Annotated in this window: 14 protein-coding genes and 1 other RNA gene; 9 read left to right on the forward strand and 6 right to left on the reverse strand. The window is 32.9% G+C overall.

Annotation, left to right across the window (positions count from 1 at the left end):
- Nucleotides 1-36 precede the first annotated feature (36 nt).
- Nucleotides 37-1,170, forward strand: coding sequence for an N-acetyl-alpha-D-glucosaminyl L-malate synthase BshA (bshA, locus tag FLB_RS04930; RefSeq protein ID WP_064714826.1), 1,134 nt, complete (start codon nucleotides 37-39; stop codon nucleotides 1,168-1,170).
- 50 nt (nucleotides 1,171-1,220) lie between these two features.
- Here bshA and FLB_RS04935 read toward each other — a convergent pair whose 3' ends face one another.
- Complete coding sequence (locus tag FLB_RS04935; protein WP_064714827.1) at nucleotides 1,221-1,652, reverse strand: hypothetical protein; 432 nt, start codon at nucleotides 1,650-1,652, stop codon at nucleotides 1,221-1,223.
- A 531-nt stretch (nucleotides 1,653-2,183) separates the two neighbouring features.
- Here FLB_RS04935 and aroC point away from each other — a divergent pair.
- The 3 genes from aroC (at nucleotide 2,184) to FLB_RS04950 (ending at nucleotide 6,956) form a co-directional block, all read left to right on the forward strand.
- Nucleotides 2,184-3,245, forward strand: a complete 1,062-nt coding sequence (gene aroC, locus FLB_RS04940) for a chorismate synthase (protein ID WP_064714828.1) — start codon at nucleotides 2,184-2,186, stop codon at nucleotides 3,243-3,245.
- Between the two features lie 59 nt (nucleotides 3,246-3,304).
- A complete protein-coding gene (locus tag FLB_RS04945) occupies nucleotides 3,305-4,561 on the forward strand; it encodes a dicarboxylate/amino acid:cation symporter (RefSeq protein WP_064714829.1) in 1,257 nt (418 codons plus the stop codon).
- Between the two features lie 190 nt (nucleotides 4,562-4,751).
- Nucleotides 4,752-6,956, forward strand: a complete 2,205-nt coding sequence (locus FLB_RS04950) for a response regulator (RefSeq protein WP_064714830.1) — start codon at nucleotides 4,752-4,754, stop codon at nucleotides 6,954-6,956.
- Here FLB_RS04950 and FLB_RS04955 read toward each other — a convergent pair.
- Nucleotides 6,953-8,203: a DEAD/DEAH box helicase gene (locus tag FLB_RS04955; RefSeq protein WP_064714831.1), complete on the reverse strand. Its 1,251-nt coding sequence runs from the start codon at nucleotides 8,201-8,203 to the stop codon at nucleotides 6,953-6,955. The two genes, FLB_RS04950 and FLB_RS04955, sit on opposite strands and share 4 nt — an antisense overlap.
- A gap of 127 nt (nucleotides 8,204-8,330) precedes the next feature.
- Nucleotides 8,331-9,371: a formimidoylglutamase gene (locus tag FLB_RS04960; protein WP_064714832.1), complete on the reverse strand. Its 1,041-nt coding sequence runs from the start codon at nucleotides 9,369-9,371 to the stop codon at nucleotides 8,331-8,333.
- A gap of 86 nt (nucleotides 9,372-9,457) precedes the next feature.
- On the opposite strand from FLB_RS04960, the gene FLB_RS04965 reads away from it, so the two are divergent.
- Nucleotides 9,458-10,333 (forward strand): hypothetical protein, encoded by an 876-nt coding sequence (locus tag FLB_RS04965; protein WP_064714833.1) that lies wholly within the window; start codon nucleotides 9,458-9,460, stop codon nucleotides 10,331-10,333.
- 52 nt (nucleotides 10,334-10,385) lie between these two features.
- On the opposite strand, the gene hutI is transcribed toward FLB_RS04965, so the two are convergent.
- A complete protein-coding gene (gene hutI / locus FLB_RS04970) occupies nucleotides 10,386-11,624 on the reverse strand; it encodes an imidazolonepropionase (protein ID WP_064714834.1) in 1,239 nt (412 codons plus the stop codon).
- Between the two features lie 4 nt (nucleotides 11,625-11,628).
- The gene (locus FLB_RS04975; RefSeq protein ID WP_064714890.1) at nucleotides 11,629-12,681 is read right to left on the reverse strand and encodes a glutaminyl-peptide cyclotransferase; all 1,053 of its coding nucleotides are present in this window, start codon (nucleotides 12,679-12,681) and stop codon (nucleotides 11,629-11,631) included.
- A gap of 88 nt (nucleotides 12,682-12,769) precedes the next feature.
- On the opposite strand from FLB_RS04975, the gene ffs reads away from it, so the two are divergent.
- The 4 genes from ffs (at nucleotide 12,770) to fsa (ending at nucleotide 14,781) form a co-directional block, all read left to right on the forward strand.
- Nucleotides 12,770-12,867: signal recognition particle sRNA small type (ffs, locus tag FLB_RS04980), an RNA gene on the forward strand.
- Between the two features lie 76 nt (nucleotides 12,868-12,943).
- On the forward strand, nucleotides 12,944-13,747 hold the full coding sequence (locus FLB_RS04985) for an SDR family oxidoreductase (protein WP_064714835.1): 804 nt from the start codon (nucleotides 12,944-12,946) through the stop codon (nucleotides 13,745-13,747).
- Nucleotides 13,748-13,750: 3 nt separating this feature from the next.
- Entirely contained in the window at nucleotides 13,751-13,951 is a 201-nt protein-coding gene (locus tag FLB_RS04990) for a hypothetical protein (RefSeq protein WP_064714836.1), read from the forward strand.
- 173 nt (nucleotides 13,952-14,124) lie between these two features.
- Nucleotides 14,125-14,781, forward strand: a complete 657-nt coding sequence (gene fsa / locus FLB_RS04995; RefSeq protein ID WP_064714837.1) for a fructose-6-phosphate aldolase — start codon at nucleotides 14,125-14,127, stop codon at nucleotides 14,779-14,781.
- A gap of 76 nt (nucleotides 14,782-14,857) precedes the next feature.
- Here the strand turns inward: fsa and FLB_RS05000 are convergent, their stop codons facing one another.
- A complete protein-coding gene (locus FLB_RS05000; RefSeq protein ID WP_064714838.1) occupies nucleotides 14,858-16,297 on the reverse strand; it encodes an MFS transporter in 1,440 nt (479 codons plus the stop codon).
- Nucleotides 16,298-16,446 lie beyond the last annotated feature (149 nt).

Raw genomic sequence — 16,446 nt, forward strand, 5'->3', positions numbered from 1 at the left:
CATTTTTAAGTACTTTCGTTATCCTAAAATAAATACATGAAAATAGCCATTGTTTGTTATCCCACATTTGGTGGAAGTGGTGTAGTAGCTACAGAACTTGGACTTGAATTAGCTAGAAGAGGACATGAAATTCATTTCATCACTTACAGTCAGCCAGTCCGTTTAGCGCTCTTAAACCCAAATGTTCATTATCATCAAGTGAATGTTCCGGAATACCCTCTATTTCACTATCAGCCTTATGAATTAGCCTTGTCTAGTAAGTTGGTTGATATGGTAAAATTGTATAAAATTGAAGTGCTGCATGTTCATTATGCTATTCCGCATGCTTATGCAGGTTATATGGCTAAGCAAATGCTAAAAGATGAAGGGATAGATATTCCAATGGTAACTACACTTCATGGAACCGATATTACATTGGTTGGTAATCATCCTTTTTACAAACCGGCTGTAACATTTAGTATCAATAAATCAGATTTTGTAACGTCAGTTTCTGAAAGTTTAAAAGCAGATACGCTTAAATTATTTTCTATAAAAAATGAAATTCAAGTAATACCGAATTTTATTGATTTGGATAGAGAAAAGAAAGATCCTTCAACTCCATGCCATCGTTCGGTTATGGCAAGTCCAACGGAAAGAATTGTTACCCACATTAGTAACTTTAGGGGGGTAAAAAGAATTCCGGATGTAATTAAGATTTTCTTTAAAATTCAAAATGAAATTCCTGCAAAGTTAATGATGGTAGGGGATGGTCCAGAGAAACAGAAGGCTGAGGAGTTATGCTTTGAATTAGGTATTCAAGATAAAGTGATATTTTTTGGGAATAGCAACGAGATTGATAAGATTTTGTGTTTAACCGATTTGTTTTTGTTGCCTTCTCAAACCGAAAGTTTTGGTTTAGTAGCCCTTGAGGCCATGGCGAGTTCTGTACCAGTTATTTCTAGTAACTCGGGAGGGCTTCCCGAAGTTAATTTTGATGGATTTTCAGGTTTTTTAAGCGATGTTGGTAATGTGGATGAAATGGCTCAAAATGCACTTAAAATTTTAAAAGATGATGAAGTTTTAGATATATTTAAGAAAAATGCCTTGACTATAGCAGAAAAATTTGACATCAAAAAGATTCTGCCTATTTATGAAGATTTATATCAAAGAGCGATTCAAAAATATCAATAAAAAGGGGAAGCATTTTGCTTCCCCTTTTTTATTGTTTTACAATATGTAAATTAAAACACGTATCTTACGTTTAATCCAAAACCTCCCGCATGAAAATCGGTATTTTCAACAATCCAAAGGGTAGGTCTCCAATCTAAACCTATCGCAATTGGAGCACTTTTAAACTTGTATTCTAGACCAATTTCTCCACTAGCACCAAGTAAAAAATCATTACCAATAAAAACAGATGGACCAACTCCTAAATACCAATTGAAAGATTCTCCCCCAAGAGGTCTATATATGAAGTCATAAAGTGCTTCTGCTCCAACACCACCATTTCCAAAAGAAACATCAGCATGAATACGGCTAAATTTTCCTGCTGAAAAAACAGCATCAACTGCAACATCATTACCCGTAACATCACCAAATCGAACCCCGATTTCTTGTGCGCTAGCAAAATGAACTGAACAGCAAAATAATATTCCTAGAAGTAATTTTCTCATAATCTTTAATTTAAAGAATTAGTATTAATGTGAATTATTTTGCAAAAATAAAACAATTAAATTGAGAGATAAACTATTTTGTTCTTTTAACAAATAATAGGGATGTTTGACCTAAATTTCCCTATTGGACTTCGTAGTGAAATTGAATTATTAAGAAGAAGCATGAATTTGTATATTATGTTTTAATGTAGAATCACGGTTTATGGAATATGATAAAAAAATACATAATAGGTTTATTATCATTTGTTTATTGGTGCTATTTTAATGAAGAATCTGAATTAAAGAGATATGAAAATCATATGCTTGATTTTTTTAAAGTAGTTATCGCTATTTGTTGCATTTAATGTGTTTGATTTATAATAAATTTAACTTTTTATTTCCTATAAATTCAATAATTTTTTTTTATTAATGCTGCAAAAGAAAAAAATTAACTAAAAAACCTTGTTTTGTAATAATTGCATCAAAATTTAACCTTTGCGAAATTTTTTTGTTTAATTCTTAAAACTTACATTTGCTTAAAATTTTTTTATAATGGCAGGAAATAGTTACGGAACACTATACAGAATAACAACTTTTGGAGAATCTCATGGTGAAGCTTTAGGTGGTATTATCGATGGTTGTCCTCCAGGAATCACTATTGATTTAGAAGCCATAGAGTATGAAATGGCTAGAAGAAAGCCAGGACAATCAGCAATTGTGACTCAAAGAAAAGAACCAGATGCGGTTCAATTTTTATCTGGTATTTTCGAAGGAAAAACCACAGGTACTCCAATTGGTTTTATTATTCCTAATACAAATCAAAAGTCAGATGATTATTCTCATATAAAAGATAATTATCGTCCAAGCCACGCAGACTATGTTTATGATAAGAAATATGGTACACGTGATTATAGAGGTGGAGGAAGAAGCTCTGCAAGAGAAACAGCAAGCAGAGTTGTAGCTGGAGCTGTGGCTAAACAAATGTTGTCAGAAATAAAAATAAATGCCTACGTATCCTCAGTTGGACCTCTTTTTCTAGAAAAGCCTTATCAAGAGATCGATTTTTCAAAAATCGAGAGTAATCCAGTGCGATGTCCAGACGACGCAATGGCTTCGCAAATGGAGGAGTACATCCGAGAAATTCGTAAGCAAGGCGATACTGTTGGAGGAACGGTAACTTGTGTGATTCAAAATGTTCCTGTAGGTTTAGGGGAACCCGTTTTCGATAAATTGCATGCAGAGTTAGGAAAAGCTATGCTATCTATCAATGCCGTTAAGGGATTTGAATTTGGAAGTGGTTTTTGTGGTGCTAAAATGAAGGGAAGCGAGCATAACGATTTGTATAATGCTGATGGTACTACAAAAACAAATCTTTCTGGTGGAATTCAGGGAGGGATTAGTAATGGTATGGATATTTATTTTCGAGTGGCTTTTAAACCAGTAGCTACCATTATGCAAAAACAAGAAACCATTGACAATGAGGGGAATTTTGTTGAGATGACCGGCAAGGGAAGGCATGATCCTTGCGTTGTTCCTAGAGCGGTTCCTATTGTAGAAGCAATGGCTGCAATCGTTCTGGCAGATTTCTATTTAATAAATAAAACCTACTTATAATTTTGTATTTTAGTATTTTAACGAGCTAAATACTTATCAATTTAATATCTAAGCAAGCAATGGAATCAATCCAAACTATCAAAAAACCTTTTTTCAAGAGTCTTACTGGACAAATATTAATAGCAATGGTTCTTGGTGCTATACTTGGTGTCGTAATTCATAATTCCGTTACTGCAGAAGCAGCGCAAGAGTTTAGTAATAAAATAAAAATTTTAGCTACTATTTTTATTCGTTTAGTTCAAATGATTATTTCACCATTAGTCTTTGCAACACTTGTAGTGGGTATTGCTAAGTTAGGCGATGTAAAAGCGGTTGGTAGAATTGGTGGTAAAGCATTGGGATGGTTTTTTACAGCATCATTTATTTCTCTTTTGATTGGGATGTTTTATGTAAATGTTTTACAACCAGGCGTAGGACTTAATTTGTCTAATGTAGATGTAACTGCGGCTTCAGATGTTACTGGTAATGCAAAAAGTCTTTCATTTAATAATTTTATAGAACACATTGTTCCTAAAAGTATTTTTGAGGCAATGGCTACTAATGAGATTCTTCAAATTGTTGTGTTTTCAATTTTCTTTGGATTAGCAGCTGCATCTCTTGGTGAAACCGCAAAGCCAATTGTCAAAGCAATGGATAAAATTTCTCATATTGTTTTGAAAATGGTAAATTTTGTAATGAATTTTGCGCCAATTGGTGTTTTTGGTGCTATTGCTGGAGTGTTTGCAGTTAGAGATTTTAATGAATTAGCGATAACCTATTTCAAATTTTTCGGTTCATTTTTAGTTGGAATAGCTTCTCTTTGGGTGATATTAATACTTGTAGGCTATTTTTTCTTAGGAAAGCAAATGAAAGTACTGTTACAACACATAGTTAGTCCGTTAATTATTGCTTTTGGAACCACTAGTTCTGAAGCTGTTTTTCCAAAATTAACGGAAGAACTAGAAAAATTTGGCGTTAAAGATAAAATCGTTTCATTTATGCTTCCATTAGGATATTCATTTAATCTTGATGGTAGTATGATGTATATGACATTTGCTGGAATTTTTATTGCTCAAGCTTATGGAATTCATTTAGATTTACCAACCCAATTTACCATGTTGCTAGTTCTTATGTTGACCAGTAAAGGAATAGCTGGTGTTCCTAGAGCAAGTTTGGTAGTTGTTGCCGCTTCGTGCGGTATGTTTGATATTCCGGTAGAGGGAATTGCTTTGATTTTACCTATTGACCATTTTTGTGATATGTTTAGAAGTGCGACTAATGTTTTAGGAAATGCATTGGCAACATCAGTAGTAGGGAAGTGGGAAGAAGATAAATAACCGTTTGGTGAATGCAACAAAGCCTGTTTATTTTGATAAACAGGCTTTTTTTTGCAATTAATTATTTTAGTGTTTTTTAAATGGATACATATTAAATTGTTAATTATTTTAAATTTATGTATTATATTTAAGATAAAAAATAATAATTTATTTGTTTATAAATGTATATTTGAAAAAATTATAAACAATTATGCTTCCAAATCAAATTGTTTTAGTATTTGTTTTATTGTTTGGTAATGTTTCTTTTATAGCTGCTCAAAACGACAATTTTGAAAGAAAAGAACTTATAGAACAATCTGTTCAAGCTACTAATTTTTTCCATAAAAAAGATTTTGAAAAATCTTTACTGCTATCAAGAGATATCTTAAAAAAGGCTTTGACTCTTAAGGATACCGTTTTGATAGCTGCTTCCTACAGTACTATTGGCTCAAATTATAATGAGATTTCTGAATTTGATAAATCTATAGAATATTATAAAAAAGCATTGTTTTACGCTAATAAAACGCTTAACGATACTCTAAAATTTAAAGCCAATAATAATTTAGGAAATTTATATTGTTTTGAAAAAAGAGAATATAAAATTGGAATCCAATATTATAAAAGAGCTATTTTTTATAGCAAAAGAATTCCTAATTCTACTTATACATTACTTACAACTTTGAATTTGGCTTGGGCTTATTTTGATGATTCAAATTTTGAGGATGGATTAGAATACCTACTTTTTTCAAATGCAAATTTCACTAAATATGGTTCAAAAACTTTAAGTGTTGTGCATCAAATGGTTAATGGGATGTATTTTGCTCATATAGGTAATTATACAAAAGCCAGAGATTACTATGTAAAAGCCATTGCTTTGGGGTACAAATACAATGAGTTAAATGATGTTTCCTATTCTCATAATGAATTTTCTAAGATGCTTTTTAAAATGGGGAATTATAAAGAAGCTTATATTCATCTGAGAAAGTTTGATGACCTCAAAGAGAAAATTTATAACGAAGATAAACTCATAAAAGCGTCAATTACTGGTTTGAATGTTGAATTAGACGAGTATAAAAGGGAATTGTCTAAAATTGAGTTAATTAAGGAGTCACAAAATCAAAACCTTAGAAAATCAAAAATTATAGTTATCTTATTTGTTATTGTTCTTTTTATTTTGCTAATATTGATTTTTACTTTGATTCGAAATAATAGTTTTAAAAGAAAATTAAACAGAGAATTGACCATTGCCAATAATGATTTGTTACTAGCCAAAGAGAAAGCGGAAGAAGCTTCACAGATGAAATCACAATTTGTTTCAACGATTAGTCATGAATTAAGAACGCCATTGTACGGCGTTATCGGTATAACGAATATGCTTATTGATGAATACAAAGATTTGTCAACAAGTCCTCATTTGAATTCGCTTAAGTTTTCAGCTCGTTATTTGCTTTCTCTGGTAAATGATATTTTGCAAATTAATAAGATTGAGGAAAATAGAATTGTTTTGGAAAGTATGACTTTTAATATTTCGGATGAAATTGAAATGATTATTCGTTCACTTTCTTTTTTATCTCAAACTAATAAAAATAAAGTAGAATTGTTGATTGATCCAAAAATTCCAGAATACTTAATTGGTGATAAGTTGCGTTTCTCACAAATCCTTATGAACTTAATAAGTAATGCATTAAAATTCACTAAAAAAGGGACAATTACTATAACCGCTACATTAGAAAAGACTGAGGAAAAACTTAATTATATTGGTTTTAAAATCAAAGATACTGGCGTAGGAATTGCAGCAATTGATCAAGATAAGATTTTTGATAAATTTGTTCAAGTAGGGCGTAATGATACAGATTATCAAGGGACTGGTTTGGGGTTGTCTATTGTAAAAAGATTATTGCATTTGTTTGGAAGTGATATTACATTAGTGAGTGCTCTTGGAGAAGGCACAACGTTTAGTTTTTGTATTCCTTTTGAAAGCGATTTAGAAAAGACCAATGAGATTATTAATAATATTAGAGTTGATTTGTCAAGTAGCCAAATTTTTAATGTTTTAGTAGTTGAAGACAATAGAATTAATCAATTAGTGACCCAAAAAATAATGGAAAAAAATCACTACAAATGTTGTGTAGTCGATGATGGTCAGAAGGCTTTAAAGATGTTAGAAAAAGAATCGTTTGATATTATTTTGATGGATATTAACATGCCGTTTTTAAATGGTTTTGAAACTACACGATTAATACGCAATAAAAACATTCAAACTCCAATTATTGCCTTGACAGCATTTGATAAAGAAGAAATAGCGGAAGAAGCGCTATCGGCAGGTTTAAATGATATTATAATAAAACCTTTTGATCAATTACGATTGTTTAAAGTAATGAGTACGCTGATACAGAATGCAAAAAACGTTGGTTAATACCAACGTTTTTTATTTTGCTTCGCATTTGCAGATTTTCTTGATTTATGAGCTCCACCACTTCTGTTGGAATTTTTTGGCTTTTCATTTGGCGCAGTAGGATTGCCTGATTGCCATGGATAAGGATGATCAGTGATTGTTTTAACATCAACTTTTATTAATTTTTGAATGTCTTTCCAATACGGATGTTCATCTTTTCCGCAAAAAGAAATGGCGATACCACCATTTCCAGCGCGACCAGTTCTACCTATTCTATGGACATAAGTTTCTGGAATGTTTGGTAAGTCAAAGTTAATAACAAACGGTAATTGGTCAATATCAATACCTCGAGCGGCAATATCTGTAGCGACCAAAACTCCAACTTCTTTGTTTTTAAAGGCATCCAAAACGCGTTGTCTTGCATTTTGAGATTTGTCACCATGAATGGCTTCAGCGGCAATATCTCTTTTACGCAACGCTTTTACGACGTTATCTGCACCATGTTTTGTTCTTGAAAAAACTAAAACATCAGTCAAGCTTTCGTTCTTTATTAAATGATACAACAAGTTTCTTTTTTCAGCTTTTTCAACAAAATACAATCGTTGTTCTACTTTTTCTGCAGTCGAAGAAACCGGAGAAACTGTTACGGTAGCAGGATCGTTCAGGAACATTTCAGCCAATTCTCTAATAGCTATTGGCATTGTTGCGGAGAATAAAAGTGTTTGCCTGTTTTTTGGTGTAAGTTTTACAATTTTTTTTACATCATTCACAAATCCCATATCCAACATTTGGTCGGCTTCATCTAACACTAAAGTGTGTAAATGGTCTAAGTTGATAAAACCTTGTTTATGAAGGTCTAATAATCTACCGGGGGTTGCTATTAATACATCTACACCTTGTCGTAAAGTATCTACTTGTGGGTTTTGGGAAACACCTCCAAAAATCGTTAATTGCGTCAAATTAGTATACTTTGCATAAGTGTCAAAATTTTGCCCAATTTGAACCGCAAGTTCTCTAGTTGGGGTTACCACTAGTGCTCTTATTAACTTTGCTTTTTTGGAGGAGCCAACAATTCGATGCAATTGATGAATGATAGGAATAGCAAATGCGGCTGTTTTTCCTGTACCAGTTTGTGCGCAACCTACAAGGTCTCTACCAGATAGAACTAATGGAATCGCTTGCTCTTGAATTGGAGTAGGCTCGGTATAACCTTCTTCAAACACAGCTTTTTGTATACTTTTTGAAAGGGATAAATCTTCGAATAACATAATTTTTAGGATTTAAATTCTTTGAGTAGTACAAAGAATTAGGCAACAAAGATAGTGTTATTATTTTTGTAGCCTATTTATTTATGAAATGAAGACTTAAATGCTAATCTGTAGTTTTAAAAGCGCTTCATAATAAGTTTTGATTATACCCCTTTATAAAATCAGTGACTAAATAACCAATTAATTTACCAATCAAATGATTGTTTTGTTGTTGATCTAAATCGGGTGCACCTTCGCAAATATGAATGTATGAAGCATTTTTTTGTTTGGAAAAAAAAGAAATAAAGGCTCTTAATTCTTCAATAGAAAAACCACTTAATGTCATGGCGCTACTTGCAATATTTGGTATAGCGTCTAAATCAATTTCAATCCCAAAAGGGTCATTTTTAATGAATTCTAGTGCGATACTCATTTCTTGTTTGAAATCTTTTTCTTTTCGAACATTAATACTGTCGTAAGTATTATAGCGGACGCGGTCTTCTAGTTTTTTTATAATATCCAAAACACTTTTGGAAGTGTAGTTTTCATGAAGACCAAAAATAAAATACTTTTTTAAGAATCCTTCTTCAAAGGCATAAGAAAATCCATTACCACTATGTCTTCCTTCTAATATTCTAAAATCAGAGTGCGCATCAAAATTCACAGCATTGATCGCTTTTCCTTTAGCTAAAGCAGTTCCTTTTATGTTTCCATAAGAATTATTATGACCCCCACCAATAATGATTGGTATTTTGCCTGCTTGGATTATTGTGCAAATGATATAGGAAACTTCTTTGTCAATTCTCTTAACCAATTGACTTAGTTTTGAACGATCATCTACATCATTAAAGTCTAAATTTGTGACTTCACTCATCTCTTGCTTTACGTCAATTTGACCCAAAACAAGAATTTGACTTCCTTTGCAAAAGCGATTATGTTGAATATTAGCAATGCTTTTTATAGCACTTTCCCATGCCGAAGCAGCTCCTGGCCTTCCATAATTGGCTCTAACGCCTATGTCCTCTGGTATTCCAAGTAGAACATATTTTGCTTCTGTAGATTTTATAAAGGGTACAAGATCAGTATCCTTTGGTATAGTAATCATTTTTTCTCCAAACTTGATCTCACCACTTCTGTGATTGGTAATTTTGGCCAGATCACTTGAGGTGAATTGGATTAATTTTTCCATTTTTTATTTCAAAAATACTATAAAAATGTTAACACACGTTATACCTTTGTATTATATCCCTAAATTTGAATAAAAATTAAAAAAGCATGGAAAAACAACAAAACAATTCAAGTCTAAAGGCAATTATTGCCGTTTTAGCAGTATTATTAGTAGGTAGTTTGGTTTATATTTTTAAAATGTCATCCGATGCAGAAGTGGTAAAAACAGAATTAACTACTACTTTGACAGAGAAAGAATCTGTGATGAAAGATCTACAAACGTTAAAAACAACTTATGACGCAGCAATTGCTGAAAATACTACAATGTCTGAAGAGTTAATTCAAGAAAGAGACAAAATTGTGGCTCTTATGGATGAGTTGAATCAATCTAAAGGAGATGTTTCGAAATTCAAGACTCAATTATCAGCTTTGCAAAACAAAATGAAGTCGTTGATGACTGAAAATGAAGGATTGAAAAAAGCGAATGAAATAGTTACAGCGCAAAGAGACAGTACAGTTGTAGTTTTGGGGGAATCTAAAAAGTTTAATGAAGTATTAGTTGGTCAAAACGAAGAGCTAGCTAAAACAGTTGAAAAAGGAGCGAAATTAACTATTTTGAATACTAAAACAGCTGCTTATAAACTAAGAAATTCTGGAAAACAAATTGAAACTGATAAAGCAAGTAGAGCTGATATCTTAAAAATTAGTTTTACTATTGCGGAAAATCAAATCGCAAAATCTGGAGACAAAACGTATTATGTTCAAGTAATTGATAGTAAAAATAATGTTTTAGGAGAAAAGCTAACTGAAACATTTGGGGAAACTATTTTAACCTATAGTTTTGCAACAACTGTAACTTACGCCAACAAAACTGTTGAAGTTTCTGAGGATTTGAAAGGTAAAAATTTCGAAAAAGGGGCTTATTTTATCAATATCTTTGATAAAGATGTATTGGTTTCTAAAACAAGTTTTACTTTAAGATAAGATTATTTTAATCTATAAAAGAAAGGAGGAATTTTGATTTCCTCCTTTTTTTTTATGAGTATATTTTACCAGCTAATAATACCGTTTCAATCAGATTGCTGCCAAATGAATAAGGTAATTGATAATACGAAGGAATACATTTGGTGATAATGAGATTAGCTTTTTTTCCTATAGTGATACTACCGTGAGTTGTGGCAATCCCCATAGCATAAGCGCCATTGAGTGTAGCGGCATTTATGGCTTCTTCTGGAGTCATTTTCATTTTAATACAAGCTGTTGCTACAACAAAATTCATGTTTCCTGAAGGAGTAGATCCAGGGTTGAAATCGGAAGCTAAGGCTAGTGGTAGTCCTGCTTTTATCATTGCACGAGCTGGTGTGTATGGTATGCTCAAAAAATAGGAGCAGGATGGCAAAGCCACGGGCATTGTTTCGGTATGCTTTAAAGCGTTAATATCTTCGGGAGTCATTATTTCTAGATGATCGACTGATAGGGCATTATTTTGAACCCCCACTTGAATTCCACCTATCGAATTGAACTGGTTGACATGAATTTTTGGTCGTAAACCATAACGAATTCCTGCGGTAATAATTTGTTCGGTTTGAGCAACCGTAAAATAACCGCTTTCGCAAAAGACATCGATAAAGTCTGCTAAATTTTCTTTGGCAATTTCAGGCAGCATCTCGTTAATAATTAAGTCAATATAGGCTTCTTTATTGTCTTTAAAAAAGGAAGGGAAGGCATGTGCACCTAAAAAGGTGGCTTTAATTGCAATAGGATAGTTGTTAGCTAATCTTTTGATAACACGCAGCATTTTTAATTCCCCTTCAAGAGTTAATCCATATCCTGATTTTATTTCTACTGCTCCTGTTCCTAATTGTATTACTTCTTTGAGTCTTTCTTCTGATTGAAGGTACAATTCTTCTTCGGAGATTTCGTTTAATTTTAGTGCGGAATTTAAGATACCGCCACCACGATTGGCAATTTCTTCGTAAGTCAAACCATTGATTCTATCTACAAATTCTTGTTCACGATTCCCTGCATACACAATATGAGTATGACTATCACACCATGAAGGGAGTACTATTTTACCACTAGCATCAATGGTTTTGTCTGGCTTTATTTTTGGTAGGGCATCCATTGGGCCAAAATCAAATATCAAATCGTCTTTGATGATCAAGTACGCATTTTTTATGGTGGGTAAAATAGCCATTGCCGCACCAGAAACCTTTGTAATATCTGAGTTTCGTACTTGTAAAAGTTCTTTTATATTAGTAATTAATGTAACCATATGCTTATTCAGAAACTTTAATTTCGAACATTTTGCTCCAATTTTTACCCGTTACAAATATTGTTTTGGTTTTTGCATTGTATGCTATTCCATTCAAGACATCATCTTTTGTGATGTCATTCATAGTTTTGCGTAAATCCGAAAGGTTTAGGATTTCTTCTACAGCTCCGCTTTTTGGGTTAACAACTGCAATAGCATCCTTGAACCAAATATTTGTATAAATTTTACCATTAATCAATTCTAACTCATTAATCGCTTTGATTTTTGATGAACCTGAGTATACATTAACATAATCAATCATTTTCTGTGTAGCGGGATCTACTTTCCATATTTTTTCAGTTCCGTCAGTTTGGTAAATATATTTTCCGTCATTTGTCATTCCCCATCCTTCAATGTCTTTTTCATAATCAAAAGTTTTTTCTAGCTTTAATGTGCTAGCATTATAGATAAAACCTTTTTTATTTTTATATGTAAGTTGAAATAATTTATCATTGATAATAGTTATTCCTTCGCCAAAATATGTGGTTTCCAAATTGATTTGCTTGTAAATTTTTCCTGTTTTATAATCATATTTTCTAATATAGGAATTGCCTTCCTGTCCTGTGCTTTCATAGAGTGTATCTTTATAGAACTCTAATCCTTCGGTAAATGATTTCGCATCATGAGGATAGGTGTTTACAACTGTATATTTTAGCAATTTTGGTTCGATATCAGAAGCCAATTCTACTCTGGCGGTAGCTTCAGAACTGTCTCCTCTAAAATAAACCAATGCCTTGATGTTTTGGTAACCTAATTTTTGATCTTTAAAAGGGAAATCAAGACCTGTATTTCCTTTACTAGTAGAAACTTTGATATCATTGATATAATAAACAATACTGTCAATAGTTTTAGAAGTTGGATTCAAAATGCCCACTTTTAAGACATCTTTTGAAGTGTAAAAAGGTTTGAAAGTAGAATTATCGATGGTAAAAATAGAATTTTCACCTTTTTTTGTGTCGCCACAGTTGGTTAAAATAATTCCTAATAAAATGATATAAAGGAGGTTGAGTTTTTTCATGTCTACATTTTTTGAATAAGCCAATATACAACGATATTTTTAAGAGTCAAAGCACTTGCAAAAATATAAAAAGATTGTATATTTGCACCGGCAAGTCCTACACGACCAGCTCCTGCTGACTCCCCCAGGATGGGAACATAGCAAGGGTAAGCGGTTGAGCGGTGCGATGTAGGTCGCTTGCCTTTTTTTCTTTCTTTGAGTAAATGTAGTCTTCCTTAGGGAAGATTTTTTTATTTTTACCACATCCATAAATTTTAAATAAATGAATAAAGTTGTTTTGATTACTGGTGGGTCATCAGGAATAGGTAAATCTATTGGGGAGTTTTTACATCAAAAAGGATATACTGTGTACGGAACCAGTCGCAATCCAGAAAAAAACAGCGATTCTGTTTTTCCTTTAATTGCTTTGGATGTTAGAAATAGTGCTTCAATCATAGAGGCTGTAAATCACATTATAGCTTCCTCGGGGAAAATTGATGTAGTTATCAATAACGCTGGGGTTGGGATTACTGGACCATTAGAAGAAATTCCAACTGAGGAGATAAAAAACAACTTCGAAACTAATTTTTTTGGACCAATCGAAGTCATGAAAGCTGTTTTGCCACAAATGCGATTACAAAAATCGGGCTTAATTATTAATGTGACTTCTATCGCAGGATATATGGGTTTGCCTTACCGAAGTGTGTATTCTGCCTCGAAAGGAGCTTTAGAGTTAATCACCGAAGCATTGCGTATGGAAGTTAAAGATTTTGGAATTTCAATTACTAATGTGGCTCCAGGAGATTTCGCTACAAATATTGCAGCAGGAAGATATCATGCGCCAGTTATTGAAGGCTCTGCTTATGAGGCGGTTTATGGTAGAACGTTGCAAGCTATGAATGAACATGTTGATAGTGGGAGTAATCCTAACGAAATGGCTGAAGCAGTCTATCAAATTATTACGTCGCCATCGCCAAAAATTCATTACAAAGTTGGGGCTTTTATGCAAAAATTCTCTATTGTTCTTAAACGAATACTGCCGGATAAAGTCTATGAAAAAATGCTTATGAATCATTATAAATTATAGTGTATGGAAGTGATTTCAGAAATGTTCCCTGTTGTGATGTGGGTACTTGTGTTACTCGTGTTTTGGTATTTTGTCCGAAAGATTTTAGTTTCTTTAAGTGATAAAATAAATAATTCAGAGCTTTATAAAGAAGATATTCTGAATGTTCTTGAGGAGATTAGAGATGAATTGAAAGAATTAAATAAAAACAATTCTGTTAAATAATTATATGTCGTAGTTTTGTAAAAAATTGCGTGAGGGATAGGAGCAAACTACCGAAGTAGTGCGTATAGCCCGACCGTATTTGTAAAAGGCGCCTATAACCGGTCTGGATGTTGCGCCTTTTACAAATCCGGTCACGCCCTAAGTAAGGAACACAATTAAATATAAATAATAGTATGAAATTTTTTATTGACACTGCTAATTTAGCGCAGATTAAAGAGGCACAATCGTTGGGCGTTTTGGATGGAGTAACTACAAATCCGTCTTTGATGGCTAAAGAAGGTATTACAGGGAAAAATAATATTTTGAAACATTACGTGGATATCTGTAATTTGGTTGAGGGTGATGTTAGTGCTGAGGTAAATGCTTTGGATTATGATGGCATGATTAAAGAAGGAGAAGAGTTAGCTGATTTACACGAGCAAATCGTAGTTAAATTGCCAATGACCAAAGAAGGGGTAATGGCTGCTAAATATTTTTCTGACAAAGGAATTAAAACGAATGTAACACTTGTTTTTTCTGTAGGTCAAGCTATTTTGGCTGCCAAAGCGGGAGCTACTTATGTTTCGCCATTTGTTGGCCGTTTGGATGATGTTTCTACAGATGGGTTGAATTTAATTGAAGAAATTAGATTGGTGTATGATAACTACGGTTATGAAACTCAAATTTTAGCTGCTTCTGTGCGTCACACGATGCATATCGTAAATTGTGCTAAAATTGGAGCTGATGTAATGACGGGGCCACTTTCTGCAATTTATGGTTTATTAAAACATCCATTAACGGATATTGGATTGGCTCAATTTGTAGCTGATTTTGAAAAAGGAAATAAATAATAGAATATTTGTTTCACAATACAAAAAAAGTCCCATTTCAGTGAAATGGGACTTTTTTGTTAAAGTATTTAGTTGACTAGTGACCTCCGGAAACTTTTTTATCAAAATCAATACCTTGAGATCTTAAAATTCCGCTTACTCTCCAGGCATAAAAAGCCAAATAAGCAAAACACAAAACACCAACAATATAGCTATTTTGAATTCCGATACTATCAGAAACATATCCTTGTGTCCAACTTACAATTCCACCCCCCATAATCATCATGATCAAGAAACTACTTCCTTGACTAGTATTTTTTCCTAGTCCGCTTACTGCTAAAGTAAAGATACAAGGCCATAGTGTACTACAAAACAAACCAACACTCGTTAATGCATAAACACTTACTCTTCCACTAGTGGTCATTCCTATTGCAGTGGCAATAATTCCAAGCGTTGAAAAAATTAATAGCATTCGTGCGGGATTTCCTTTACTGGCTATATCCGCAGCAATTAGAACCAAAATAACTAATCCGTAAACATAAAATGGTGTCAAATCATGATTTGCGATAGCATTTACGCCTAAAAACACACCAAAAGCTAGGTAAGGAGCTATAAATCTCAATATTTTTTGCCAGCTCATATTGTCTGTAAAAGCTTCAACAGCGCCTGTCCAACGACCAATCATCAAACTTGCCCAATATAAAGAAATGTATGGTGCTACATCTTTTGTCAAGAATCCTAATTTGCTTTCCATGTAAGCGGGTAAGTTACTTGCTGTAGATACTTCAACTCCTACATACAAGAAAATAGCAATCATACCCATTACTAATTGCGGGTATTCTAGGGCTGAATTTTTTGCGGGAATTCCATCGTGAGCTTCTGCTTCTTCCACCAAAGCTGGTTTGTCTGGTAATGAAGAAAATTTTAGAAGTATTGCAACGAGGAAAAATGCAACACCTAATACTAAATAAGGAATCTTTACACTTTCAATACTAGCGCTTGTGTTGGTGTTAGTACTTGATCCAAAAATGGCAAAACTAACAATAAGAGGGCCAATAGTAGTTCCTAAATTGTTTATTCCACCAGCCAAAGTTAGACGTTGAGAGCCAGTAGTAATGGGGCCTAAAGCAATTGCAAGTGGGTTTGCAACGGTTTGTTGTAATGAAAAACCTAAACCAACAATAAAAAGCCCAGCAAGCATTAAAGGAAAAGAACCTGTATTGGCAGCTGGATAAAACAAAAGAGTACCTAATGCAGATATTAATAATCCTAGTGATAGTCCATTTTTATAACCGATTTTGTTTACTAAATCTTCTTTGATTGCTAGAGAAACACCCATATAAATCAATGAGCCTACTGTATAAGCAACATAAAATGCAATTGCAACTAATTGACTTTCACCTTGAGAAAGATTAAAAGCGGTTTTAAAAACTGGGATTAAAATGTCATTACTTGCAGCGACAAATCCCCAAAAGAAGAAGACGGTTACAAGGGGAATAAATTGCCCCCAATTGGTTTTTAAATTTTCAGAATTCATGTTTAATTAAATTAATAGGTTAGTAAAATATATGTTGCTGCAATTCGGTAAATGTATTTCTTAACAAACATATAAAAAAATTATTTTGATGAAATTTAGTTAGATTTAAACCAACGACCATATTTTTTCAACAAAATACTTTTTTAAAA

Source organism: Flavobacterium succinicans, from assembly GCF_001662485.1.
Classification (GTDB): Bacteria; Bacteroidota; Bacteroidia; order Flavobacteriales; family Flavobacteriaceae; genus Flavobacterium; species Flavobacterium succinicans_A.